The organism is Acinetobacter sp. GW821-FHT01E09 (assembly GCF_059422385.1).
Map to the genome: position 1 here is coordinate 981,019 of NZ_JBWKWU010000001.1, position 25,472 is coordinate 1,006,490.

The window sequence follows — 25,472 nt, forward strand, 5'->3', positions numbered from 1 at the left end:
TAAGATAATAGAATTTGCAAAGTTGTGATGTATAAATATTGAAAATAAAAGAATGAGGCAATTAAAAGTGGTGTGTTATGGATAAAGAAAAATTGCATGAATTACGCACAAAAATTACCATTTCAATCGCAGATGCTTGTGCTTTATTAAAACAATATGATGCAATAGAACATTGCATACAAGTTTATCATCAGCAGAATATTGAAAAAATTTGTGCAGCAACAGATTGTGAGGCAGAGCTTGCTCAAGAGTATTATGATGATCCGAGATATCATCACAATCTTGAAAAAATCATTCAAAAAATTAATGAATTTAATCAACGCACAATCAAATTGAGCATAGATGAAAATCTAAAATATGTTGATAAAGTGGGTTTCTTTATTTGGGCAGAAGATGAAAACTTAGAGAGGATACAAAATAAAGGCAATAGAACTTATTTTATTCCGCAAGATGATTTTGCTTATGTCATTAAAATATTTAGATCTTTATTTCCGTTGTTTAGCCCACTGAGAAATGAATTTGAGTGTAGTTTTGATCCTTGTTCAGATAACTATTTTGATCAAAATGCCATACAAGACATTATCTTAAAAATTAAAGATCTGCATTTTAACGAGAGCAAAGTGATGAGTTTTTTAGAAAAACTGGTTTGTTGTTTAGAGGAAAAAATAAAAATAGGAACTTATGTCGTTATTTTTGGAAATCAATAAATGAAATTGAAACGGCAGTTAGAAGTCGATGTGAAGTGATTTAGTGATGTCGATAAGTTAAGACAAAGCTTTTAAGCTTATTTAAAATTTTATAACCAATAAAATCGTTAAAATTTGGATATTTAATTCGATAATACTCATTCCAATAGCTGACAATTCTACTTTGAGTCGTTTGGTCATATTTTGGATTTTGCAGCATAAATGCTGCAAAAAGTCCTTGATTATTTGTATCTAGAATCGGTTCAATGGCCTCTAAAATTTCTTGAACATATTCACCCAATAACTGAAAAATGAAAGGGATCATAAAACTTGTAAGGTCAGTTTTAAGGAGTCTTTCGAGCGCTCTTTGCCGAACAAAACCATTGTGATGGCGAGTAAGAATACACCATAGAATTTGACGTTGTGTTAAAGAAAAATTATGAAACTCAATACATTGTAACTGAGTTATATAGATCCTTGATGGTACAACGATATGTTCGTGATGAATCAACACTTCGCATTGAGAGCTTTCATGAATTTTTATTTTTTTACTTTCTAAGTATTTTGATATTACTAAAACATCATCTAATAGAGCTTTAGGAAAAGCTCGGATTAACTTTAGATGATTGCTCACGGATTTGCTGCTCTCAGTTATTTTAAAGTCGGTGCAAAATGAAAATCATAACTTTCAGAAATAGGAATAATTTTTTTATCCACTTGTTCGATATCCTTACCTTCTTTGGTAAATAACATGGGCATAAAACTAAAGACTTGGTTGCCATTGAGACTTTGAAGATCTGTCTGCCAGTTTTGCCAACGGAATACTTGATAAAACTGAGCAATATCTCCATTGAATGCCCAAGTCAAAAATTCTGAATAGCTCACATCAAGATTTTCCCATACCAATGTATCTGGGGCAAAATAGTAAATCTTTCCAATTGCTTCACCTAATTTTCCATTATTGATAGCAAAGTAACCCCCTAAAACATCATCAGCAATCAGTAGATAGGTTAGCTCCTGATCAGATTGATGAAACGTTTTATGATGATTCCATTCAGTAATACCACGATCTAATTTTGGATGTCCTGAAGCTAAAATTCTCAACCATCCATGATCAATCAGTATTCCACCTGTTTCATAAATAATTGAACCCATAGGTGAACGTGTTGTGACTTGAATGTTCAGTAACTCTTGTTCAGCTCTTAATTTGTTCTTGGGTAAAACTTCAATATGGTTGGTGGCTTGAGTCATCCATTCTTGTACCAATATCCAGCCTGAATCTTCAATATTGATTAATTGTTCTAAAGTTTTCATTGTTTGCTGTTATCCAAATAATACAAAGGGCTTAAGTGGTTTCCCTCGGGTACTCTAAAATTCGAGGAAAATGGAAATCATAACTTTCTAGCGCAAACTTATACAATTGAGCAGGACGTTTGCCCGCAATTTTAGTTTGGTTTGTTTCCTCAACTGCGCCAGCTTCAATCATACGCCGTCTAAATGACTTCTTTTCTAAGCTTTGTCCCAAAATAATTTCATAAATCTGCTGTAACTCAGTCAAAGTAAACAGTTTAGGCATCAAACTGACCGGTAAGGCTGTATAACGTGCTTTACTACTTAAACGGTCAACAGCTATATCTAAAAGCTGTAAATGATCAAAAGCCAAGTCTAATTTTTTTGCCTCAGCAATTGAAACCCACTCGCTATATTCATTTTGTTCAGAGGCAATCTGTTGAAACGCTTTGAAATCAATCAGGGCAAAATATAAAGCTGTTACAGCCCACCCACGAGGATCACGTGTTGCATTGCCAACCGTCGCAACTTGTTCCAAATGCGGTGATTGAAGTCCAGTTTTTTCAACCAATTTACGATGTGCAGTTGCCATCAAATCTTGATCTTTAGACAAATTGACAAAACCACCTGGGAGTGCCCATTTATCTTTTTGTGGGAAATTAGAACGTTTAATCAATAAAACCTGTAGTTGACCCGCATCAACAGAAAAAATCGCCATATCCACTGTAAGTAATGGGGATTCATAGTCCTTTTTATTATAGTTAGAGAGAAATTCCTGTTCAGAGTTAAAGGTCACTGTAAGGCTCACTTGCTTTTATGAAGTCAAAGGTAAATAGAATTATTGCAGGGTGGAAGAGATTCGCCAAGTAGAAAATATGTTTAGTAAAAATGAGATGGATAATGGCGTACTCTAAGCGTAGAAACCTTGCTATAAAAGCAAGGTTTCTACAAATAGCTGTTATAACTGATTTGCCAAGCGTTCCCGAATTTCATTCAAACGACACGCTCGAATCAATTGCCCATTTTCAAACACCGTTTTTAACTCACCTTGTTGCTCTTGTTCCATGGTTTGCTGATCAAATAACACAAATCCATCTTCAGTTTTTTCTACACGAAGTAAACCTTTGGCAGATTTCTTTATACCAGAATCAGTGATCGGATCTTTAAATAATTCACGTGGAACACCGTTGACTTGTCCCCAAGTGGCTTTAACTGCAAAACCAAATGTGTCACGCGTTAAATAGTTATAAGTATAACTACCGATGCCAAAGACCAGATTATTTGAAGCAAAGCCCTTCGCTTCCAGCCCTTGAACAATATTTAAAGCGCGTTCCAAAGTAATCGAGTCACCATAAATCAAACCAACACGCTCATTTAAAACTTTATAGCCTTGATCTGTTTCGGTTCCACCAAAGATTTCCCATAAACATTGCACAGCGCCTTTATAAGCTGGACTGCCCATTTCAGCCTCTGGGTCACCGCAAATGATTTTTACAGGATCACCAGAGTCAGGACGGAAAACCAATTTAGCCAAACCTAAGGCATTTGGCTGGCGAGCTAGAATTTCGTCTTTTAACTCCACAGTAAATTCTGTAATCACTCGCCAAAAATCCCAAGTATCCGATACGATACTGACCACACCTGATGGATAAAGCTCAGTGATTAAACGTCTAAAAGTTTCAATTTCGTTGTCTTCACTGCCCATACACATCACACTATGTTCAGTTGCTGGAACCGAAACACCTACAATGCCGTCTGCATCGTAATATTCTTCTGCATAATCAATCGCTGAAACCGCGTCTGTACCGATAAAGCTGGTTAAATGTCCTACACCATTTTGTGTGGCATCATAAATCCCACTCATGCCGCGACTACTAAAATCATGGCCTTGTACAGCAACGAAGTCTAAAGGTGCACCTGTTTTAATCGCATATGCTGTCAGTAAGCGTTTGTATTCAAATGCAATCGTTGCTGTCGTACAACTTTTCCATAATTCAGCACTGAGTACTGTTTCTAAGTAGTTGGTTAACCAAAAGAACTCAGGCAGGGTATTTACAATCGTGAGTACAGGTACTTTTATATTGACACGGCTGCCTTCTTCTAGCGCCTTGATTCGGATTGGTAAATAGCCTAAGTCATATAAAGCTTCGATATGATCGACTGGTACTGCACCGTCACCCAATGCGTTATCCATTCTACGTTTATATCTAGCAATGACTTTTGCCTTATCTTGTTGGAAAAAACCTTCATTCCAAGTCTCAATCAAAAAGTGTTTGATAAAGCCTTGTAAGCCAAAGAACACGATTTTATCGTCGAAGTCAGGCAACATTTTTGCTAAACGAGAAGAACGTGGCGTGAAATTGGCATAAACATATTCTGTGCCAACAGGGTACTGGCGTCTGTGATCTGCTTTATAAAAGTCAATTGCATTCAGTGGATTGATTTTTAAGCTCATTCTTATTCTCCAAAATAATTAAAATGAATTGAAACGACTAAATGAAATGACGTTTAGATTTGGGTGTTCAGTTTGTGGAAAGCTCGTCGTGGTAAAAATTTGGTCAACCAAGCCTTCAAATACGTGCATACCTTTACTAAAGATCCCGTGAGTCACATACAAAATCACATGTTGGCAATTTAATTTTTTTAACTCTTGTGCAATACCAATAAAAGTTGCACCACCATCACAAATATCGTCCGTGATCACAGCTGTTTTGCCCGTTAAATCAGTTGCATTGACTTGAGCATTCTGAATTTTTCCTGTGATGGCATCACGTTTTTTTTCACAGTAGACCATTTCGATTTCGTGATCTCTTAAGCTATTGATGACTTTGGCAATCGTTTTGGTCCGTTGTTTTGCACCTGCATCTGGACAGATTAAAACGGTGTCTTGAGCAATTAAAATGTCTTGTAACTTTGAATTTTGCAGAATGATTTCACTTGGTTGAACATTCTCAATCTCAAAAAAATGGGTGTTTTCATTTAAAAGTTTTTCAGTAACACAACTATGTGCATCCCAAACTTTGATTGATTTACGTTGTTGTGGAAATTGCTCAGTATTGATATTTAATAATTTTGTCATCAGTTCTAATGAGAATGCCTGTCCCATCGCACAGATTCGATCTTGGCGTGCGTATGGAAAATAGGGGATTTCTAAATCAATTTCTAAACCTTGATTGAGTAATACATTTTCAATTAACAAGTAATCCATCAAATTTTGCGTGTTACTGATTTTGGCTTGAATCTGAATTTGCCCTTTCAACGTTTTTAACGTATCTGCTGAAATTTGAACATGTCGTTCACCACCCGCAAACTGGATATTTTGAATAGGGATAATATTGTTGTTTGAATCTTTGACTTGGATAGACATGTTGCTTATACCTATAAAGGTGGCTTATTGCCAATACATATATAGTGTCATAAAGCCTATTTAATTATCAATATTACTTTACAAAAGATTACAAACCTGAGTCTTAGATGTTTTTTGATTGGGTTTTTATTTAAGTTATTGTTTTATTTTGTAATATTTAGTGCGTGAGAGCGTGCTGATTTTTTAATGCTGTCTATTATTCGAGATTTAACAGTTTTAATCCCTAGACATTTATTATGTAAGAAACAGCAGGGGATCGCTAAAAGACGATAGCTATATAAAGACAGCTACGATAAAAAGCCCTTACTATAAGAAAACATGCACTTTAACAAGGCAGGGGGGATGATTCATTCGTTGAAATATTCATGTTCAACTGATACAGAACAATAGATCTTTTAAAAATCAAAAAATGCTCCTGTGGATTAAATCATATTGGTATTGAAAGTTCCTTCTCCACCTTTCGAGAAGGTTAGAATGAGGAACTTTTATGTTGAACTCAGTTTTAAAAAGGGCTTTTGAAAGAAGCCGAATAAAAATATTTTAAAATGACTTAAATTATTGAAGGCAGTTAAATAAAGTCGTTCTAATCCAAGAACACGGTAAAGCTTTCAACAGGTTCACGCGGGGTAATAAATGTATTTACAATATGATCTGGATCGGCATAGCCCAATACAACCGCACAGACTAACTCCTCATCATCAGGCGCATTGAGTACCTCTAAGACAATACGATGAAAATGATTCCATGCAGCTTGAGGACAACTGTCTATACCTCGTGCTTTGGCTGCAATCATGACGTTTTGCACCATCATGGAAATGTCCATTTTAGCGCCAGTTCCCATGATTTTATTTACAGTAAAATACAGCACAACAGGTGCATCAAAAAGCTGATAATTTCTTAAATGTTGTGCCGCCATTTTTTCTTTTTCGCTTTTTTGAATCGCCAAAAGTCCATACAGCCCCCAACCATTTTCACGACGACGATCAATAAATGGAGAAATCCAAGTGGTTGGGTAGTATGAAAAGCTCGCAGTATGCTGTTCGGCAAGTTCTGGTCGGGTAAATAATTCGATTTGAGCAGCACATACACGGTCAATCATTTCTTGCCGTTTGTTACCAGTGACGACATATACTTTCCACGGCTGGGTATTTGCTCCTGATGGCGCACGACAGGCAACTTTTAAAATATCTTTAATAATAGATAAATCGATAGGTTTATCCAAAAATGCACGTACTGAATGACGGCTTGTAATTGCTTGATCTATCACTTGAACCTGTTCTAAAAACATAAAAGTCCTTTATTGGTCTAATTTTTCATCAAATAGACTATATACGATAGTCGTAGAGGCGTAATATTCATTTTTTGAAACTTTAGCTAAGCCCTAGATTATATAATGATTATAGAAATACTAATCTGAAAAAAGAATTGAAATTAAAGTATTATTCGATAAAACTGATTTAATAAAGGGGTTGAGTTACGCTAGATTACAAAGGTGTAAGAATTATACACAAATTGTTACTTTTGGGTTTTAACTTAGTTTCAACGCTTTCATAATTTAATAGCAAGCATATATGTGCAAAGTTTTTTTTATGTGGTGTTTGAGAAACTACTGAAGAAAACAAGAAAAATTGATTTTTTAGCAAAGTATTGGGGTTAAAAGATCAAATTGTACGGATGCACATCATAAATAAGGCTAGGAGTATTTCATGAGTCTATTCACAAATCGTAAGTCATTGATCGTCAAAAGTTTAGCGTTAACAGTAACAGCTTTGATGGTAAATACAGCTCAAGCTGCTACTGACAGTCAAGAGATTCAACAATTACGCAATGAAGTTCAAGAATTAAAAGCACTTCTTCAACAGCAACAGCAGCAAGTAAGATTAGTTGAATCTAAAGTTCAAGCAGCGCCATCTTCTTCTTCAGTTGGCTTAAAGTCTAAGTCTGGTGCAGATATCAATATTTATGGTTTTGTTCGTGGTGATGCGAACTATATCATTGAAGGCGGTGATGACGACTTCAACAAAATCAGTTCAACCAATGGCGAAGCGAAAGATAAACTCCGTGCTACAGCAAAAACAACACGTATCGGTTTAGATTTTAATACACCAGTAGGCGATGCTAAAGTTGGTGGTAAAGTTGAAGTTGACTTTGCTGGTAATGGTGTAAATGAAAACCTTCGTATTCGTCATGCTTATTTAACCTATAACAACTGGTTATTTGGTCAAACAACATCTAACTTCCTATCTAGCCATGCGCCAGAAATGATTGACTTTGCAACTAACGCAGGTGGCGGTACTACACGTATTCCACAAGTACGTTATGCATACAATTTGGCACCGACTACAAAATTATTAGTTGCTGCTGAAGAGGGTAATAGTACTGGAGTTACAGGTACAGCAGTTAAATATAGTCTTCCTGTGTTAACAGGTAAAATTACACAATCATATGCTGATGGCAACGGTAATGCATCTGCACGTGTTTTAGTGGAAAACTATAAAGATAACAATGTTGGCAAAGATAAGACTGGTTGGGGTGTTGCAGTTGGTACAGACTTTAAAGTTGCTGATCCTTTAAAACTTTTTGCTGATGCATCTTATGTGGTTGGTAATAGCAACTACTTATACGGAAGTAACAATGCATATTCTGTGGTAAATGGTGATATTGAACAGAATGAATTCACTGCGCTTCAAGTGGGTGGGACATATAAAATCTTACCTAACTTACGTTCAACTTTAGCGTATGGTGCATTGTTTGCTGACAACGGTACAGATTTTGCCAAAGCAAACCAAACTGCAAATGAAAAAATTCAACAAGCTTGGTTAAACGTGATCTATTCTCCAGCGAAACCGATTGATTTAGGTATCGAGTATATCAACGGTAAGCGTGAAACTTTCGCGGGTCAATCTTATAAAGATAACCGTGTAGGTTTAATGGCGAAATACAATTTCTAATTCCAACTTAGAAATTTATTGATCCAAAAGGCCGAGGAATGATCCTCGGTTTTTTAATGCTTGAGTATTCATGTCAAAAATAATCATCAAATCAATATCATTTCAAATAATGAATAATATTGTAAAAACATAAGACATTTGCTTAAAAAAATGCATAATTAACCCACTTTTTTTCTATGTTCATATTATCGTATAGATAAATGACCTGTTTTGGCCTGTTCTTGTAAAGCGAATGACTTATGAGGACTGTATTTCTCATTGTTTGATGAAATGATCTTTTATCAATAATAGGAGTAACATCATGACCATTTTCTTTTCTAAATTTTTGCAGCATTGCAATTCTGTTTATATCTAATCGCTAATGTATTTATCGCGATAAGCCTTTTTGATTTTCAATGTTGAAAATCTGCGTTTTATTTTAATTTTTTGTTGTATATATCAGGCAATTAGGTAATCACTAAATCTGAGTGATTTTAAGTCTGCTACTATGGAATAGCATTTCTATATCTATACAACAAAAAATCTAGCCAAAGAATGGACAATTACTTATGGAATTTTCTTTTAATGCCTTCTATACGTTGATTGCAGCGGTCATCGTATTGTTATTGGGTCGTTTCCTGGTCAATAAGATTGATTTTCTCCGTAAATATAATATTCCAGAACCTGTTGCTGGGGGACTTGTTGCCGCAATTTTATCTTTACTCATTCATAATTTCTGGGGCTATAGCATTACCACAAGTAGTGAATTGCAAACCAGTTTCATGTTGGTATTTTTCGCTTCGATTGGTTTAAGTGCAAACTTTGCAAAATTAAAAGAAGGCGGTTTTGGTTTAGTCGTTTTTTTAATTTGTGTTGCCTCATTTATTGTCGTACAAGACTTTGTTGGGATTGGGTTGGCAACGGCCATGGGTCTAGACCCGCTGATTGGTTTGATTGCGGGTTCAATTACCCTCACAGGTGGACATGGTACAGCAGGTGCTTGGGGTGAGATTTTAGAAACCCAGCATGGTATTCAAGGTGCATTAGCATTGGGTATGGCAAGTGCAACCTTTGGTTTAATTATTGGTGGAATCATCGGTGGTCCATTGGCCAAGCTACTGATTAACCGTTATCAGTTATCTAATCCAAAGACACAAAAAGAAGTGGATGAGACCAATCAGCAAGCCGTTTCTGATCTTGGTGAATATGTTCCCTTTGAATATCCACATCAAGTCCGTTTGATTACTGCAGATAATGCGATTACTACATTGGGACTTTTTGCAGCATGTTTGGCTTTTGCTGAATTTATGACAGGTTACAGTAAAGGACAATGGTTTGAGCTGCCAACATTTGTTTGGGCGCTCGCTGGCGGTGTTATTCTTCGAAATGTGCTTGAAGGCATTTTAAGAGTTAAAATGTTTGATCGTGCGATCGATGTGTTTGGTAATGCAGCACTGTCACTTTATCTAGCGATGGCTTTACTTTCATTAAAACTTTGGCAGTTAGCAGATTTAGCAGGGCCATTGGTGATTATTCTGAGTGCACAAACATTAACGATGGCTTTATATGCTGCTTTCGTGACATTCCGTGTAATGGGGAAAAATTACGATGCAGCGGTATTGGCTGCAGGGCATTGTGGTTTTGGTATGGGTGCAACACCAACAGCTGTTGCAAATATGCAGGCCATTACCAATATGTACGGTCCTTCACATAAAGCATTTTTGATTGTTCCGCTTTGTGGTGCTTTTTTTGTCGACTTAATTAATGCAACAGTGATTCAATTAATTCTAAAATTTATCGCTTAATCTTTAGATTTAAAAAGCCAGTGATATCACTGGCTTTTTAAATGAAATTCAGCAAAGCATAATGAATAAATAAAAGACTAGGAATACTGATAAAAATTGAAATTTTAAGTTTTAAACTCAATAGCATTAAACAGGCTGTGAGGATATCTAATGGACTGCCCATGGTTTTTTGTAGCATGGGGACGATCACAGACAGGATAAATCCAACAACTGCGGCATTGATGAGCATTACAGAATTTTCAATATAACGGTTTTCAAGTTGCTTAGACCAGTAAGGCAAAGCTAAAAAAACAAAGAAAAAAGAAGGTAGAAAGATCAACAGTGTTGTTATGGCCGCATTAACAATGGGAAAAGCTGTAAGGGGCAAATATGCACCAAGATAACTGGCAAAGCTAAACAGTGGTCCTGGCATAAATTGCGCAAGTGTGTAGCCTAATTCAAAATCTTGTTTACTGATTAGCCCTGTATTGACAAGGTCTTGGTGCAGCATAGGAAGAACCACATGGCCACCACCAAAGACCAAAGCGCCTGTTTTATAAAAACTAAAACTGGCTTGAAAGAACAGCTTGTTGGAAAAAAGCATTGCCAAGCACAAGGCGAAAAAGATTAAAATAAAGCCAATCAACCAGATTGAGTGAAGACGATGAGCGGTTGGTAATGTATTAAAATTTATATGTTGTTTTTCGATAGCAAGATTATTTGAATCCTTTTGAATATATGCAAATCGCGTCATTAAAACGGCTAAACAACCAGTACCGAGAATAATCACAAGTTGTATCCAAGCATTGGAAAACAGCAGGAGCAACCCAGTACTAACAAGCATTAAGGCAAAATGTAGTTTGGTTTTACAATAGTTTTTAAACATCTGTAAAAAAGCAAAGACAATAATTGCCAAGATGATCGAGTGGATTGTTGAAAATAAGGCTAAATTAAAAGCTGAATGCTGCTGAATGAATCGTGCTAAGCCAAACATTAGCAATGCTGAAGGAAGGGTAAACCCAATCCAAGCCATAATTGCACCTAAATGTCGATGTTGTAAATAGCCGATAGCCATACCCATTTGACTACTACTTGGGCCTGGGAGTAGTTGGGTAAGTGCAAGCAGTTGAGCATATTGCTGCTCATTTAACCAATGCTTTTTCTCTACAAAAGCCTGTTTAAAGTACACTAAATGTGCGGCTGGACCACCAAAGCTGCTACAGCCTAATTTTAAAAAAATCCAAAAAATTTCAAAAAGTGTGGGCATATTTTTAGGATTATTTTAGATACTGATTTTTATAATCTAATCGAAAATCATGACAGAATAAATAAATACAACAGCAAATCATTGCAAATTATGCTTAGATACATGCGAATTTAGATTGTGCCATGATCTGAGAGTATATGTCATTGTTAAATAAAACCTTAGCTGCTTTGTTTTGTGGTTTATTGCTAACTGCATGCGCACATTCACCCGAAAAAAAATCTCAAGCCAGTAGCTTAGCAACCCAACAGGTTTTAGAAGCTACTTCACGATTGGACAATACTTTTTATCAATACAAACAATTGTCAAAGAAAAAGCCTGTGATTGCTTTGGTTTTAGGCAGTGGGGGCGCGCGTGGTTATGCCCACATTGGTGTAATCGAAGTGCTGGAACAACATGGTATTAAGCCTGATTTTATTGTTGGAACAAGTGCGGGAAGTATCGTTGGTTCAATTTATGCCAGTGGGAAATCGCCTGAACAATTACGTCAAATTGCACTCAATATGAAAGTGGGTGATGTACGCGATTTTAAAATTGGGATGAAAGGTTTTTTTGACGGGCAAAAAGTTGAGGATTATGTCAATAAGCAAATCGATCAAATGCCTTTGGAAAAGATGAAGATCCCGATGTATGTGGTTGCTACAGAATTACAAAATGGTGAAAAAACAATTTTTAATTATGGCAATACTGGGCAAGCTGTAAGAGCTTCTGTATCTATTCCAAGTATGTTTATTCCCACAAAAATTAAAGGTAAGGAATATGTTGACGGTGGCTTGGTTAGCCCCGTACCCGTGAATATCGCCAAAGAATTAGGTGCAGATATCGTGATTGCAGTGGATATATTGGCACAACCTGTTAATACTGAAACCACGAATGTCTGGGGGCTGTTTAACCAAAATATCAATATCATGCAAAATCGATTAGCAGCAGAAGAATTAAAAAATGCAGATATTGTGATTCAGCCAGATTTACGCGAAAAAGCGCATATTTTTGATGTAAAAGGCCGTCAGGATACCATGCAAGCTGGAATTGATGCAGCCAATCAACGTATGCATGATCTAGATGTGGTTATTGCCAGTAAGAAAAGTCTTGAAACTGCTCAGCAGCAATATCAAGTTCAAAACTAAGATCAATCGTAATAGATCCATTTAAAAATATTATACTTTTATCACTGTATGATTATTTGAATAAGCATGATGTGCTATAGCGGTCATCTGTTTATTTAAATCTATGATGATTAAATTTGTTATGGGTAAAAAGTAAGAATTGTGACACTATCCCATACTATTCTTGAAATCATCCATATAAACGGTGATCATTGTTATCAAATTCAACACCAATTATCGGATCGGCAAAGACTTAGATATGGCAAGATTGCAGCGCGAATATTGTAAAAAATAGAAAATGATTGATAAACCAATAAGATATACCTCAAATAAATGACTATAGTCATAATCATAAATTGAGAGAATGGTCAATTGCCGAATTAAACATGTTTTTTAGCTGAAAAGATATATAATAATAGACTTAAATCTCCTGCCAAAATAGAGTCTAGAATACGATGTCTCCATTAGATCAAATGATCCCAGCTACAGATGACCAGTCAGAATTAACCATGTCCGTTTTGATGACCCCAGATATGGCAAACTTTTCAGGTAATGTACACGGTGGAACCATCCTTAAGTTGCTTGATCAAGTCGCTTATGCATGTGCAAGTCGTTATTCAGGTAGCTATGTTGTGACACTTTCAGTCGATAAAGTGAATTTCAAAGAACCAATTCATGTGGGTGAAATGGTCAGCTTCCTTGCCAGTGTCAACCATGTTGGTCGTACCTCCATGGAAATCGGGATTCGTGTTGAAGCACAAAATATCCAAAAACGTACAGTACGCCATACCAACAGTTGCTATTTCACCATGGTGGCCGTAGATGAAAATGGTAAGCCACAGCAAATTCCAGCTTTAAATCTGGATAATGATTGGAAACGCTGTCGTTTTGAAGCGGCTGAGCAACGTAAAGTGGCACGTTTACAAGAAAATCATCATCCTTCTTGCAGTATTTATAAAAAAGCTTCAAATGGTTAATTAATTGCATTGCCCCCTCGTTACCAATGAGGGGGAGTTTTAGATATTAATATTAGATAGTCTCAAAATTTAAATGAAATGTGGTTAGCGTGATACGACCTTTTTGACAGCACTAAGCTTAAGGTATAGACGCTTAAACATAAATTCAAACGATAAAAATTTGATAAAGACAGAGCAGTACTTTTAATTGACTTTGTTAAGAACACGTCCATCTACAGTCATGCTCCATGTCCCATTGGCAGTTTGTTGCGGTGCTTGAGAAACTTTAAACTCAGTTGAAAGTGGTCCAATGCCAGCACTAAAGCTATTGCCTTCAAATTTAGAAATTGGGGCAGATACAGATGAACTTGAATTAGGTTGTTTATTGCTATATTCAACGCGGCCTTCAGGTGTAATCATCAAATTTACACTGCCATCCTCACTTTGCCACGTGCCTGAGTAGTTTTGCTTATCTGTCGGTAACGGTTTGCTACATGCAACAAGTAGGGTGCTGATGACGCCTAAACCGATCAGTTTTTTTAACATTTTAAATTCCTCGTTAGTCTTGATATGTCAGGTTTTAATTATAAATTTATCAATTTTACAAACTGATTTAAGTGCAAAATAGTATAGCTGAATTATTCAATAATTCGAATTAGAAAAGCATTCAGGGGGCATAATGGGTGTATGTACGAGTTATCTTAAAGATTAAAGATCAGAAAAATGAAGTTATTGGGTGACTTTAAATTTTTTTAAAAGTGCAATTTATATAAAAAATATTCTAAATTATTGGTTTGGATCAATCGCGATACTGTGGGTAAACTACATTTAATCTTTTCTGTAGTTTAGAGCCTTTATGAAAGGATGGAATTTATTTTTTTAGAAAGGAAGTACTTTGCTTTTGCATATAAATTAATCAAACTTAGCGATATTTTGATTATACTCAAAGCACGATAAAAATGGATTTAAAAACAATGAAACTTTATACCAATGCTCATTCTCGTGGAAATACCATTTTACCTTTATTAAAAGAATTAGATATCGAAGATCAAGTCGAAATTATTCAAGTGGATTATAAAGACTTGAATCAGCCTGAATATTTGGTACTGAATCCGATGGCTAAGATTCCTTTTTTAGTGGATCAAGGTTCTGTCATTTCTGAGACGCCTGCAATCTTTGCGTATTTAGCAGACAAATATATTGAGAAAGGTTTCGCACCCGCATTGAATGATCCTAAGCGTGGAGAATATTTAAAATGGTTATTCTTTTGCCACGGACCTTTGACTGAGTTTATGGATATTAAAAGCTTAGGTATTTCAACAGAACAAATTCAGGAACGGAGAAGAAGTCTAGGCTTTGGTACAGAAGAAGCAATTTATAACTTTATTAAAGTTGGGCTAAAGCAAGCAAATCCTTATTTGCTGGGGCATCAAATCTCTGCGGCAGATTTGTTTTTAGCATATTGGCTGATCTTCGCCATCTCTTTTAAAATTGTGCCATATCTAGACGAATTTAAGCCGTTTATTCAGTTGATTCAACAGCGTGATGCCGTAAAAGGTGTCGCTTGGATTCAGGCAGTTTAGCGGAGTTTGTTCAAGGATGAATATGGTTTAAAAAATGGATTTTAAATTTATCTGGATGATTCCGAATAGTGACAATTTAAATATTATTGGTTGCTTTACAGATAAAGTAGCTGCTGAAAAATACATTTATGATCATCAGCTTAAGTGCATAACATCAGAAAAATAAAAAGACTAAATCGCAGCATGATCTAGTCTTTTTATTCAGATCGTCTTTTCAGACAACCCAATTGCTAACTCGGGAGGAGTATTAAATCTTATTGACCTGCTTGAGGAGCAGAAGTCGCTGGAGCTTCAGCAGCGCTTTCAGTCGCAGGTTGAGCTGTAGGTTGACCAGCAGCTTGAGTATCTTCAGCTGCAGCTGGTTGTTCTTGAGTTGATACAACAACTTGTTCAGCTTCAGTTGCAGCTGTATCAGTAGCAGCAAAAGTTGAGAAAGCAGTGAAAGCAAGTGTAGTAGCTAAAAGTGTTTTAACGAGTTTCATTTTTTGGCATCCTTAATTCATTGAATTGATCGTATAACGACCTGTGAGAGCGTCAGTTGTTAAATGCGTTGCTGATCACAGGGAGTAGTGTCATGCTAAGTGCAGATGAAAAAATGGGCAACCTAAGCAACAAAGCGTAACAGACAGGTTTACATGTTTAAAACAAATCATTGTATTATGTTGCTTTTTTGTGACTCATTGACTTTTACCAATAGGTAAAAATGTATGTAAATATGAAAAGTTGATTAAAAAATACACTACACTGTTACTTACAATTAACATTCACGATGCAATCTTTATGAATGGTGTATTGGAGTTTTGGATTGTTTTTGTAATTTTAATTTAAAAAATAGATTTAAAACCTGAAATTATTGGCACATTTTCAGTAATAATAAGAAGCGTTGCGATAACCATCAATTTCTTTCATTTAATCTGCTGAGTCGATCCTTTGAAGATTTTAAGCCAAAAAACAGTCAAAACTCATATTATTTCTGGTTTTTTAGGGGCTGGAAAGACCACCTTATTACAGCATTTGCTTCAACAGAAGCCAGAAAATGAAACGTGGGCGGTTCTGATGAATGAGTTTGGACAGATTGGTGTAGATCAGCAATTGTTACCACAAGATTCAGGCTATGAAGTAAAAGAATTACTCGGTGGCTGTTTATGTTGCGCAGGACAATTGCCTATGCAAATTGCCTTGTCTCGATTGATTTATGATAAACAACCCGATCGACTATTTATAGAACCCACAGGCTTAGGTCATCCCGCTCAACTTTTGACACAATTGACTGAACCTCAATGGCGAGCGCAAATTGATATGCGTGCATTGGTGACAGTAATTGATGGGAGTCGCTTACATGATTCTGAATGGGTGAATCAAGAGCTTTATCAAGATCAGTTAAAAGCTGCACAAATTGTTGTGGTTTCACATGCAGATACTATGTCTGCGTCTGATCATGAGGTATTAAACCAGTTTAAAAATGATTACTTTGCTTATATTCAAACTTGGGTATTGGCAGAGCAGGGTAATCTTGATATTCAACAGCTGGATCTATCCCATCAAGGGGTTGAGAGAAAAGTTGTACCGCTGATCCAAGTGCAAAAGCAATTTAACCCCGATGAAGTACTGCCTGTGGTTAAACAATTGCCTTATCACTATGTTGAAACGGCTAATGGATATACTGTGGCAGGTTGGAAATTTTCAAAGCGTTGGCTATTCGATTTTTATGACTTGTTAGATGTCTTGTGTGAGCAAAAAGACTGGTTGCGGATCAAAGGGATATTCAATACCAATCAAGGTTGGATGACATTTAATTTTAATCCCGAAAATTTGAATTATAAATCGGGTGAAGAAAGCTTGGATAATCGGATTGAACTCATTAGCCAGCACAATCGTGATTGGGAAAGTTTAGAAACGGCTTTGTTGAATTGTCGAATTGATCAGGCGGAAAAAACGCAGTAATCCTTTTGAAAATCTTATAGACTGTGCGCCATATTTAAGAACTTTTTGGAACTTTCATGGCATTAAAAGCAACAATTTATAAGGCTGATCTCAATATTGCCAATATGGATGTGCATCAATATGGTGATTATCAATTCACGATGGCATTACATCCGTCTGAAACGATTGAACGCTTAATGGTGCGTGTATTGGCATATGCTCGTTTTGCAGATGAACGTTTGGAATTTACCAAAGATTTATTTGAAACTGATGAACCTGCTTTATGGGAAAAGGATTTAACCGGACAGTTGATTAAATGGATTGAAGTTGGTTTGCCTGACGAAGACAAAGTTAAAAAAGCGGCAGCGCGTTGTAAAGAAGTGGCTGTCATCGCCTATGGTTCAGCCGTTGCAGAATGGTATAAAAGAAGTTCTAAACTCAAAACCTTGTCAAATGTTCAGGTATGGCAATTGTCTGAGGCGACGACAACTGCAATTCAAGCTTTATGTCAACGCACCATGCAATTGCAATTAAATGTTATGGATGGTGAGTGGACCTTGATTGGTGATGATGCTCAAGCTGTGATTGAATGGACTCAGTTACAGTAATCATTGTTGCTCAATAAAAATTGACAAGAAAAGCAAGCGAATCGCTTGCTTTTTTTTGCTCAAATTTCGTATACCTAGAGTGATAAAAATAGTTATGTAGAAAATCAATGAATAATGACATCTACCATTTACTGATGGCTTTGGCGATTGGTGCGATTATTGGTGCAGAGCGTGAGTATCGCAGTAAGTCCGCAGGGTTACGTACCATGATTATGGTAAGTTTAGCATCCTGCTTATTCACCATACTTTCAATTAAAATTGGGGTACAAAATCCTGATCGTTTGGCAGCAAATATTCTGACGGGTTTGGGGTTTTTAGGTGCTGGGGTTATTTTTAAAGATGATAACCGAATTTCAGGGATTACCACTGCAACAACAATTTGGATGGTGGCTGCATTAGGTATGGCCGCTGGTGCAGGTTATGAATATTTAGCATTTGTTGGAACGCTACTGGTACTGGTTGTTTTAGTATTTCTCGTCTATTTTCAAGAAAAAATTGAAGCGATTCATCAAGCGCGTAATTACAGGATTTTATGTGATTATCAGCAAGAGACCTTAGATAAATATGAAGAATTGTTTAAGCAATACAATATGAAAATTTTACGTGGTGTACAAAATAAAACTGAAAAACAGATTGTTGGGCGCTGGGTGTTAATTGGATCTGCACAAAATCATAAAAAACTCACAAACTATTTGCTTTTAGATCAAGAGATTAAAGAGTTAAGTTTCTAAAACAAGAAAAAAGTGTGGTTGATTTATTCAATCTTTTATTCATCAAATTTTCAGCTTAGCGATTTAATCTAAGCAATTGTATAAAGTATTGGAGTAAACCGATGCGAGATCCTTATGAACGTGTTATCCATTTTAATCAGTCGCGAGATGAGCGATTTCTAGCAATTAAATATAAATTAATGGCGAGTAGTGCTTTCCGTTTTTTCCGTGGTTCATGTCATTTATATTATGAAGATTTGGCAAGCCAGCAAACATGGAAAGATCAAACCATCACTTGGATTTGTGGTGATTTGCATGTCGAAAATTTTGGCAGTTATCGTAGTCGACATCAGGTGGTTTATTTTGATTTAAATGATTTTGACGAGGCGATTTTGGCCCATCCAACGTGGGATGTGTCGCGTTTTATTTGTAGTATATTTTTAGCTGGTAAAGAGCTGAATATCGGCGACGATGATTTAAAAACGATTGCAGCACAACTGCTAGATGAGTATTTAAATGCACTTCGTATAGGGAAAGCTTATGCAGTAGAAAAAGAAACCGTCGATGGTATTTTAAAGAAATATATTGCAACCGTTTCTGAACGTGATCCTGTGGCATTTATTGAAGCGCGTTGTTCTTTAGATAAAACAAGTGATCGACGCTATTTGGTGATTGATCAGAAAAAATATTTTAAAATAGAATCAAAAAGCTTATATACGGGGCTGATAAAAACATTTTCTGAGAATTTACAAAAACTCAATACGAAAAATCAATCAAATTTTCAAGTATTAGATGTCGCAGTACGCATTGCGGGAACAGGAAGTATCGGTTTAAATCGCTATGTATTTTTAGTTTATGATCGTGAAAATAAAACCTATACGTTATTCGATATGAAACAGGCCCAAGCTTGCTCTCTAAGCTTGTCTCCATTTCTAAAAATAGAGCAACCAGAATGGGATGATCAAGCGCAACGCATTCAATTCATCCAAACACTCATGCAGTACCAAATCCCGGCTCAGTTATCACGGCTAGACTTTCAAGGACAAGCGTATATTGTCAAAGCATTACAACCCGAACAAGATAAAATTGATTTTAAACAGTGTGTAGATAAACCTAAAAAATTTACCGATGCCTGCTATAACATGGCCCGATTAATTGCTTATGCTCAATTGCGTTCGGCAGGGCGTAAAGGTTCTTCAACAGCAGATGAATTAATCAATTTTGCAGAACAAGCAGAACTTTGGAAAACGCAATTGTTGAAATACACGTATAATTACGCCCAACAAGTTGAGCAAGATTATCAAAGTTTTTGTAAAAGTTATGCTGAATATCGTACTGAACAAAAGACAGTGATGAGTAAAGCTTTGCACAAACCCGAATGATGAATAGGAATAATGTATGTCAAATGAATTAGAAATTATCGACTTAAAAGTTGGTGAAGGTAAAGAAGCGGTAAAAGGTGCTTTGATTACAACTCATTATACTGGCTGGTTGGAAGACGGAACCAAATTCGATTCTTCAATTGATCGTGGCAATTACTTTGAAACAGTGATTGGAACAGGGCGTGTAATCAAGGGCTGGGATCAAGGCATTATGGGGATGAAGGTGGGCGGTAAACGTAAATTGATCGTTCCTGCACACTTGGCGTATGGCGAGCGTAAAATGGGCAAAATTATTCCAGCAAATTCTAATCTGATTTTTGAAATTGAACTTTTTGATGTCAAAACCCGTGATTAAATCTGCGAAATGTCTGAGCTAATTTAGCCCTCAACATGGACGCAAAAATAGAGATCAATTGATCTCTATTTTTTATGTCTAATGAAGCATCTATTGACTACACTGTCTTGTGTTAGTGATGTTGAGAGAGTCTTCTTGATTTCTGTATATATTACTCAGATAAAAGTATCATTCGAATCCGACTTTATGCGCTTATTATTTAGCTAATAGTGTGATTTTAAACACAATCGTTTTATTTTTTTGTTTATTATTTGCTCAATACTTAACAATCATCTACAATACTTTTGTCTTAAAAGTGTTTAAATGTCATAAATAAATAATTCTGCTCAGAGTTATTTTTTAAGGTTCGTTTCAGTTTTATTCTTTTAAATCATCGTTGTAAAACCTCTGGCTCAATTCGTCTTGAAAAAGGATTTTAGTATTTCAATATTGATGTACTACGGACGGATTCAGATTTAAAACAATGATGATCGAGTATTTAAATATATGCTAAGCCGTTACTTTTCTCCTTCAGCGATGATATGCGTAACACTATTGTTTTCGTCCTTTTATAATAGTGCAATGGCAGAAGTAGACCAAGTTGCTACTGAAACTCCAATCGAGCATGAATTACCTAAAATTGATTTAAATACGCTGACGATTATTGGTTATCATGAAATTACGCCGAACCATGATGCAGTGATTCCAGACTATGCTGTGACCACGAAACAGTTTGAGCTGCATTTAGATTGGCTACAAAAAAATGGCTATAATTTTGTCAATGTAGACCAGATTATTAAAGCCAACGAAGGTAAATATAAACTACCCACCAAACCTGTATTGTTGACTGTAGATGATGGTTATCAATCTTTTTATCAATATGCATATCCGGTCATTAAACAACGTAAAATTCCTGTTGTACTCGCTGTCGTTGGCTCATGGTTAGAACCTAAAGCCAACGAAATGGTCCAATTTGGAGATGAAAAATTAGCACGTAAAAAACTTTTGACTTGGGATGAACTTAAAACCATGCAAAAGAGTGGCTATGTAGAAATTGGTAGCCACAGTTATAATTTACATCGTGGTATTTTAGGCAATCCTCAGGGCAACTCTGAGCCTGCCGCTGTCACACGCGAATACGATCCAAAAAGTAAAACCTATGAATCTGACAAAGTCTATGCAGATCGTATTTTTAGTGATTTGAAAAAAAATAATAAATTATTGCAATCGCATGGTTTGAAAGCACCACGTGTGATGGTGTGGCCATATGGTCGTTATAATATGGAAGCAGTTGCTTTGGCTAAAAAAGTCGGTATGCCGATTACCATTAGCTTAGATGATGGTCCAGACCATATTGAAAAATCCTTAGGTCATTTGAACCGTATTCTTGTCGAAGGCAATATGACCACGGATTCATTGGCACAAGAAATTCAAAGCCGTCAGATGAACTTTACTGACAATAACCGCCCACAAAAAGTCATGCATGTGGATTTAGACTATATCTATGATCCAGATGAAGCACAGCAAGAGAAAAACTTAGGTCATCTGTTAGACCGTATTCGTGAAATGAATGTCACCACGGTATTCTTACAGGCGTTCGCTGATCCTGATGCCAATGGTTCTGCTGATATGGTGTATTTCCCAAATCGTTATCTGCCAATGCGTGCAGATTTGTTTAACCGTGTTGCATGGCAGATTCAAACGCGTACTCATGTGAGTCGTTTATATGCGTGGATGCCTTTGTTGGCTTGGGACTTACCTGCTTCAAATCCTGCGTCTAAAGATGTGGTGGTGACCCAGCAAGCCAAAGACAGCGATCATTTAAATATGGGATATCATCGTTTAAGCCCATATTCACCAGAAGCACGTAAAGTAATTGAAGGCCTATATCAGGATTTAGCAAAATCGACGACGTTTGATGGTATCTTGTTCCATGATGATGCAACACTTTCAGATTATGAAGATGCTAGTCCAGAAGCGATTAAAGCCTATCAAAAAATTGGTTTACCAGCCGATTTAGAAGAAATTCGTAATGATGATGCAAAATTGCAAAAATGGACTGATTTTAAAACCAAGACCATTGATAATTTTGCAATGGATTTGGCGCAAAAAGCACGTTATTACCAACCATTCTTACTGACTGCACGTAACTTATATGCTCAAGTTGCACTTTCAGCATATTCGGAAAACTGGTATGCCCAGTCTTTAGAACAATCGATTAAAAATTATGACTTTACTGCAATTATGGCAATGCCGTATATGGAACAGGCGCCAGATGCAACTAAGTTTTATAAAGATTTAGTACAAAACGTGAAGAAACAACCCAATGGGATTAAAAAGACGATTTTTGAGTTACAAGCAGTGAACTGGCGTAATAATCAAAAGATTCCAACCTCGGAAATTGCTCAAACAATTCAGTCTTTGTATCAACAAGGTGTGATGCATGTGGGTTACTACCCAGATGATCCAATAGAAGATCATCCAAATACTGCTGAAATGCGTAAAGTATTTGATTCTAAACCACAACGATTGGTTCCTTAAGGTCTGATATGAGTGCATTTCAACACCTGTGGCAATCCGTATTAAACTTTATCTTCTATTATCCATTATTTATGTCGTATCTATGGATGATAGGCGCTTTAATTTTCTATTGGAAAGAACGTAAAGAGCCGCCATATACTCAACCGCCAACATTGGAAGAATATCCTTTAGTTGCTGTGCTTGTGCCGTGTTTTAACGAACAAGACAATGCGGATGAGACCATTAGTCATGCATTGAAGTTGAATTATCCAAACTTTGAAGTCATTGCGATTAATGATGGGAGTTCTGACAATACTGCAGAAATCTTAAATGCGTTGGCATTGAAGTATGACAAGCTTCGCGTTGTACATTTGGCTGAAAACCAAGGTAAAGCCATGGCTTTACAAGCGGGTAGTTTGCTTACCGATGCTGAGTTTTTAATTGGTATTGACGGTGATGCGTTACTTGATCCATATGCTGCACAGTGGATGATTCGTCATTTTCTCAATAATCCTACCGTTGCAGCTGTGACAGGAAATCCACGTATTCGTACTCGTTCGACTTTGCTTGGACGGATTCAAGTTGGCGAATTTTCTTCAATTGTCGGTATGATTAAACGTGCACAACGTACTTTTGGTCGTTTATTTACAGTTTCTGGTGTGATCACTGCATTTCGTAAAAGTGCTGTACATGAGGTGGGCTATTGGTCACCAAACATGTTGACAGAAGATATCGATATTACTTGGAAATTGCATCGCGCGGGTTGGGAAGTAAAGTTTGAACCGAATGCCTTGGTTTGGATTTTAATGCCTGAAACCTTTGATGGTCTATGGAAACAACGCTTACGTTGGGCTATGGGTGGCGCTCAAGTTTTAATTAAGAATTTTGATGTATTATTTAAACCGAAGCTGAATTTTCTATGGCCTTTGATTATTGAGCTGATCCTCACCTTAGTCTGGTCATATTTAATGCTGATTATGGTGATTTTCTGGATTTTGCATTTGCTGCTACCGTATGCAGGATTCCCTGCAATGAGTTCTCCATTATTACCGATGGGAACAGGTATTTTACTCGGTACAACTTGTTTACTGCAGTTCGCAATCAGTAAGTGGATGGATAGTCGTTACGAATCGAGTTTAGTGAAAAACTACTATTGGATGATTTGGTATCCCTTTGTATTTTGGTTGATTACAGTAACGGCAAGTATTGTTGCATTTCCAAAAGTTCTTTTACGTGGAGAAAGTAAAAGAGCACGTTGGGTTAGCCCAGATCGTGGTATGCGACATGATGACTAACATTTTAGTCAGAATAAGTTTTGAGATACGAATATGAAAACAAACTCTTTAATTATTGATGTACGTAAGCAGTTACCGTGGCATCGTCGTTATTTCTCCACGACAATGACGGCTATGCTGTGGGCATTTTGGTTACTGCTTTGGAGACCTATTGTCATCTTAGTGGGATATCTTTCACTTGAGAAACCGCAACTGGTACATTATTTCTTTAATGCTTTTGCAAAAGCCTTAGAAAGCGGATTATTTGCGTTGATTGCTTGTGCGATTTCTTTGTGGTTATGGAGTAACTTTGTTCCAGCGAAGACCAAAAAGGAAGCAGAAGCTAAATCTACACAAGAATATGCCGAGCATTTCAACCTGAATGTGGATGATCTTATACATTCTCGTCAGCAAAAAATTGCTACAGTTCATCATGATGCTGATGGTCGCATCACATATATTGACTAATGGCTTAGTCAGCAAAAGTCCCACAGGTTGGGGCTTTTGTTTTCACAGGGAAACATAGATGTCCGCAAAAATAAACTCGGCAGAAAGTATTCGAGGTTTAGCTTGTTTAGCTGTCGTATTTTCTCATCTTGCAATGAGTTTTTTTCCATTTTTACATCATTTTGATCCTAATGAGAAAACAGATTTGGCTTGGGTGTATGCCATACATCATTTGCCTTTTGGTTTTCTCTACTCAGGTGATGCTGCTGTTTTTGTATTTTTTGTTTTAAGTGGCTTTGTGCTCAGTTATGCGATCTTAAAAAGCCCTCAACAATTTCATGCAAAAATTAACAATATGATGATTAAACGCTATCCGCGTTTAATGATTCCAGCGCTGACTTCATGTGTCATCATTTGGTTGGTCCTTAAAGTCATCCATATTGATAGTAGTCATGTGGGGGCTTGGTTACATGCATTTGCGATACAAGATTTTAGTTTTAAACATGCAGTATATGAAGGAACTATAGGCGCATTTTTATTCTCAGAAAGTGATATAAACTGGGTGTTATGGACGATGACGATTGAGCTTATGGGCTCATTTGCATTATTTTTTCTACTCTATTTGTATCATTATAAACATATTGCTTTTTGGCTAGGCTCACTTTTAATTCCTTGTCTTGCATTTCTTTGGCGAGGGCAAGGCTTTAGTTTTGGGATTTCCAGTTTTATTATTGGTATCTATATTTATCTGTATGCTAAACCACTTTCAAATGTGGTAGCTATTCCTATGCTATTGATTGGCCTATATTTGGCGGGTGCACATAATACCAGTGCAGCCTATAGCTGGGTTCATCATATTTTAGGGGAGAATACTTATGATTATAGTAATTTCATCGCTGGGATTTTAATTGTTTATAGTGTGTTGATGAGTCCATTACTGTCTAAAGGCTTAGATCACCCGATTTTAGTCTGGTTAGGAAAGTTATCTTTTTCTATTTATCTATTACATCTAATGATGCTGTATTTAATCTGTATTCCACTATTTAACTTATTTTTAAGTTGGCATTGGAGTTATTCTCTTGCGGTAATCTGCTCAGGGTTAACTGCGATTGCAGTCACTTTGATTGCTGCAAATTTTTATAGTGATTATGTCGATCAGTTGGCTATTAAGGTCAGTAATAAAATTGCCGACAAGGTTTTAAATTAGTCCTTCAAAGACTAGGGTCTGCTGACATTTCATAAAAAGCTTGCGTTGTTGGCTAAAATTGAGCATGAGATGTATATCTCATAAAGCATGAATAAGAATAG

Annotated in this window: 24 protein-coding genes; 15 read left to right on the plus strand and 9 right to left on the minus strand. The window is 36.4% G+C overall.

Features of this window, described 5'->3' with window-relative positions:
• Window positions 1-77: 77 nt before the first annotated feature.
• Window positions 78-707 carry a hypothetical protein gene (locus AC07U8_RS04480; protein ID WP_494737398.1) on the plus strand — a complete coding sequence of 210 codons (630 nt, stop codon included), beginning with the start codon at window positions 78-80 and terminating at the stop codon, window positions 705-707.
• Window positions 708-747: 40 nt separating this feature from the next.
• Here the strand turns inward: AC07U8_RS04480 and AC07U8_RS04485 are convergent, their stop codons facing one another.
• The 6 genes from AC07U8_RS04485 to AC07U8_RS04510 form a co-directional block, all read right to left on the minus strand.
• Window positions 748-1,320, minus strand: a complete 573-nt coding sequence (locus tag AC07U8_RS04485) for a hypothetical protein (protein ID WP_419312462.1) — start codon at window positions 1,318-1,320, stop codon at window positions 748-750.
• A 17-nt stretch (window positions 1,321-1,337) separates the two neighbouring features.
• On the minus strand, window positions 1,338-2,000 hold the full coding sequence (locus AC07U8_RS04490) for a DUF2625 domain-containing protein (RefSeq protein ID WP_419263260.1): 663 nt from the start codon (window positions 1,998-2,000) through the stop codon (window positions 1,338-1,340).
• Window positions 2,001-2,031: 31 nt separating this feature from the next.
• The gene (gene ntrR / locus AC07U8_RS04495; RefSeq protein WP_419312459.1) at window positions 2,032-2,772 is read right to left on the minus strand and encodes an ADPR responsive transcriptional repressor NtrR; all 741 of its coding nucleotides are present in this window, start codon (window positions 2,770-2,772) and stop codon (window positions 2,032-2,034) included.
• A gap of 162 nt (window positions 2,773-2,934) precedes the next feature.
• Window positions 2,935-4,431: a nicotinate phosphoribosyltransferase gene (locus AC07U8_RS04500; protein ID WP_244015228.1), complete on the minus strand. Its 1,497-nt coding sequence runs from the start codon at window positions 4,429-4,431 to the stop codon at window positions 2,935-2,937.
• An 18-nt stretch (window positions 4,432-4,449) separates the two neighbouring features.
• Window positions 4,450-5,343, minus strand: a complete 894-nt coding sequence (locus AC07U8_RS04505; RefSeq protein ID WP_494737399.1) for a phosphoribosyltransferase family protein — start codon at window positions 5,341-5,343, stop codon at window positions 4,450-4,452.
• A gap of 583 nt (window positions 5,344-5,926) precedes the next feature.
• Complete coding sequence (locus AC07U8_RS04510; RefSeq protein WP_004819434.1) at window positions 5,927-6,631, minus strand: nitroreductase; 705 nt, start codon at window positions 6,629-6,631, stop codon at window positions 5,927-5,929.
• Window positions 6,632-7,049: 418 nt separating this feature from the next.
• On the opposite strand from AC07U8_RS04510, the gene AC07U8_RS04515 reads away from it, so the two are divergent.
• Window positions 7,050-8,294 carry a DcaP family trimeric outer membrane transporter gene (locus AC07U8_RS04515; RefSeq protein WP_034610928.1) on the plus strand — a complete coding sequence of 415 codons (1,245 nt, stop codon included), beginning with the start codon at window positions 7,050-7,052 and terminating at the stop codon, window positions 8,292-8,294.
• Between the two features lie 548 nt (window positions 8,295-8,842).
• On the plus strand, window positions 8,843-10,078 hold the full coding sequence (gene gltS, locus AC07U8_RS04520; protein WP_004819437.1) for a sodium/glutamate symporter: 1,236 nt from the start codon (window positions 8,843-8,845) through the stop codon (window positions 10,076-10,078).
• A 37-nt stretch (window positions 10,079-10,115) separates the two neighbouring features.
• Here gltS and chrA read toward each other — a convergent pair whose 3' ends face one another.
• Complete coding sequence (chrA, locus tag AC07U8_RS04525) at window positions 10,116-11,324, minus strand: chromate efflux transporter (RefSeq protein WP_494737400.1); 1,209 nt, start codon at window positions 11,322-11,324, stop codon at window positions 10,116-10,118.
• Window positions 11,325-11,461: 137 nt separating this feature from the next.
• Here chrA and AC07U8_RS04530 point away from each other — a divergent pair, with 137 nt between their 5' ends.
• Together AC07U8_RS04530 and AC07U8_RS04535 are read left to right on the plus strand one after the other, a co-directional pair.
• Window positions 11,462-12,448 (plus strand): patatin-like phospholipase family protein, encoded by a 987-nt coding sequence (locus AC07U8_RS04530; RefSeq protein ID WP_004819441.1) that lies wholly within the window; start codon window positions 11,462-11,464, stop codon window positions 12,446-12,448.
• 434 nt (window positions 12,449-12,882) lie between these two features.
• Window positions 12,883-13,404, plus strand: coding sequence for an acyl-CoA thioesterase (locus AC07U8_RS04535; protein ID WP_004722691.1), 522 nt, complete (start codon window positions 12,883-12,885; stop codon window positions 13,402-13,404).
• A gap of 183 nt (window positions 13,405-13,587) precedes the next feature.
• Here the strand turns inward: AC07U8_RS04535 and AC07U8_RS04540 are convergent, their stop codons facing one another.
• Complete coding sequence (locus tag AC07U8_RS04540) at window positions 13,588-13,929, minus strand: hypothetical protein (protein WP_034610921.1); 342 nt, start codon at window positions 13,927-13,929, stop codon at window positions 13,588-13,590.
• Window positions 13,930-14,357: 428 nt separating this feature from the next.
• On the opposite strand from AC07U8_RS04540, the gene AC07U8_RS04545 reads away from it, so the two are divergent.
• A complete protein-coding gene (locus AC07U8_RS04545; RefSeq protein WP_494737401.1) occupies window positions 14,358-14,966 on the plus strand; it encodes a glutathione S-transferase family protein in 609 nt (202 codons plus the stop codon).
• A 254-nt stretch (window positions 14,967-15,220) separates the two neighbouring features.
• Here the strand turns inward: AC07U8_RS04545 and AC07U8_RS04550 are convergent, their stop codons facing one another.
• Window positions 15,221-15,448, minus strand: a complete 228-nt coding sequence (locus tag AC07U8_RS04550; RefSeq protein WP_004722685.1) for a hypothetical protein — start codon at window positions 15,446-15,448, stop codon at window positions 15,221-15,223.
• A gap of 448 nt (window positions 15,449-15,896) precedes the next feature.
• On the opposite strand from AC07U8_RS04550, the gene AC07U8_RS04555 reads away from it, so the two are divergent.
• The 9 genes from AC07U8_RS04555 (at window position 15,897) to AC07U8_RS04595 (ending at window position 25,371) form a co-directional block, all read left to right on the plus strand.
• Window positions 15,897-16,910, plus strand: a complete 1,014-nt coding sequence (locus AC07U8_RS04555; protein WP_494737402.1) for a CobW family GTP-binding protein — start codon at window positions 15,897-15,899, stop codon at window positions 16,908-16,910.
• 56 nt (window positions 16,911-16,966) lie between these two features.
• Window positions 16,967-17,497, plus strand: coding sequence for a YaeQ family protein (locus tag AC07U8_RS04560; protein WP_004722682.1), 531 nt, complete (start codon window positions 16,967-16,969; stop codon window positions 17,495-17,497).
• Between the two features lie 107 nt (window positions 17,498-17,604).
• Complete coding sequence (locus AC07U8_RS04565; protein ID WP_004819450.1) at window positions 17,605-18,228, plus strand: MgtC/SapB family protein; 624 nt, start codon at window positions 17,605-17,607, stop codon at window positions 18,226-18,228.
• A 101-nt stretch (window positions 18,229-18,329) separates the two neighbouring features.
• Window positions 18,330-19,589: a DUF2252 domain-containing protein gene (locus AC07U8_RS04570; protein ID WP_034610912.1), complete on the plus strand. Its 1,260-nt coding sequence runs from the start codon at window positions 18,330-18,332 to the stop codon at window positions 19,587-19,589.
• A 16-nt stretch (window positions 19,590-19,605) separates the two neighbouring features.
• Complete coding sequence (locus AC07U8_RS04575; RefSeq protein ID WP_004722677.1) at window positions 19,606-19,944, plus strand: FKBP-type peptidyl-prolyl cis-trans isomerase; 339 nt, start codon at window positions 19,606-19,608, stop codon at window positions 19,942-19,944.
• A 486-nt stretch (window positions 19,945-20,430) separates the two neighbouring features.
• Entirely contained in the window at window positions 20,431-22,464 is a 2,034-nt protein-coding gene (pgaB, locus tag AC07U8_RS04580; RefSeq protein WP_004819455.1) for a poly-beta-1,6-N-acetyl-D-glucosamine N-deacetylase PgaB, read from the plus strand.
• A gap of 8 nt (window positions 22,465-22,472) precedes the next feature.
• A complete protein-coding gene (pgaC, locus tag AC07U8_RS04585) occupies window positions 22,473-23,738 on the plus strand; it encodes a poly-beta-1,6-N-acetyl-D-glucosamine synthase (protein ID WP_004819456.1) in 1,266 nt (421 codons plus the stop codon).
• Between the two features lie 33 nt (window positions 23,739-23,771).
• Window positions 23,772-24,185 carry a poly-beta-1,6-N-acetyl-D-glucosamine biosynthesis protein PgaD gene (gene pgaD, locus AC07U8_RS04590; protein WP_004819458.1) on the plus strand — a complete coding sequence of 138 codons (414 nt, stop codon included), beginning with the start codon at window positions 23,772-23,774 and terminating at the stop codon, window positions 24,183-24,185.
• Between the two features lie 58 nt (window positions 24,186-24,243).
• Window positions 24,244-25,371, plus strand: coding sequence for an acyltransferase family protein (locus tag AC07U8_RS04595; protein ID WP_004819460.1), 1,128 nt, complete (start codon window positions 24,244-24,246; stop codon window positions 25,369-25,371).
• Window positions 25,372-25,472 lie beyond the last annotated feature (101 nt).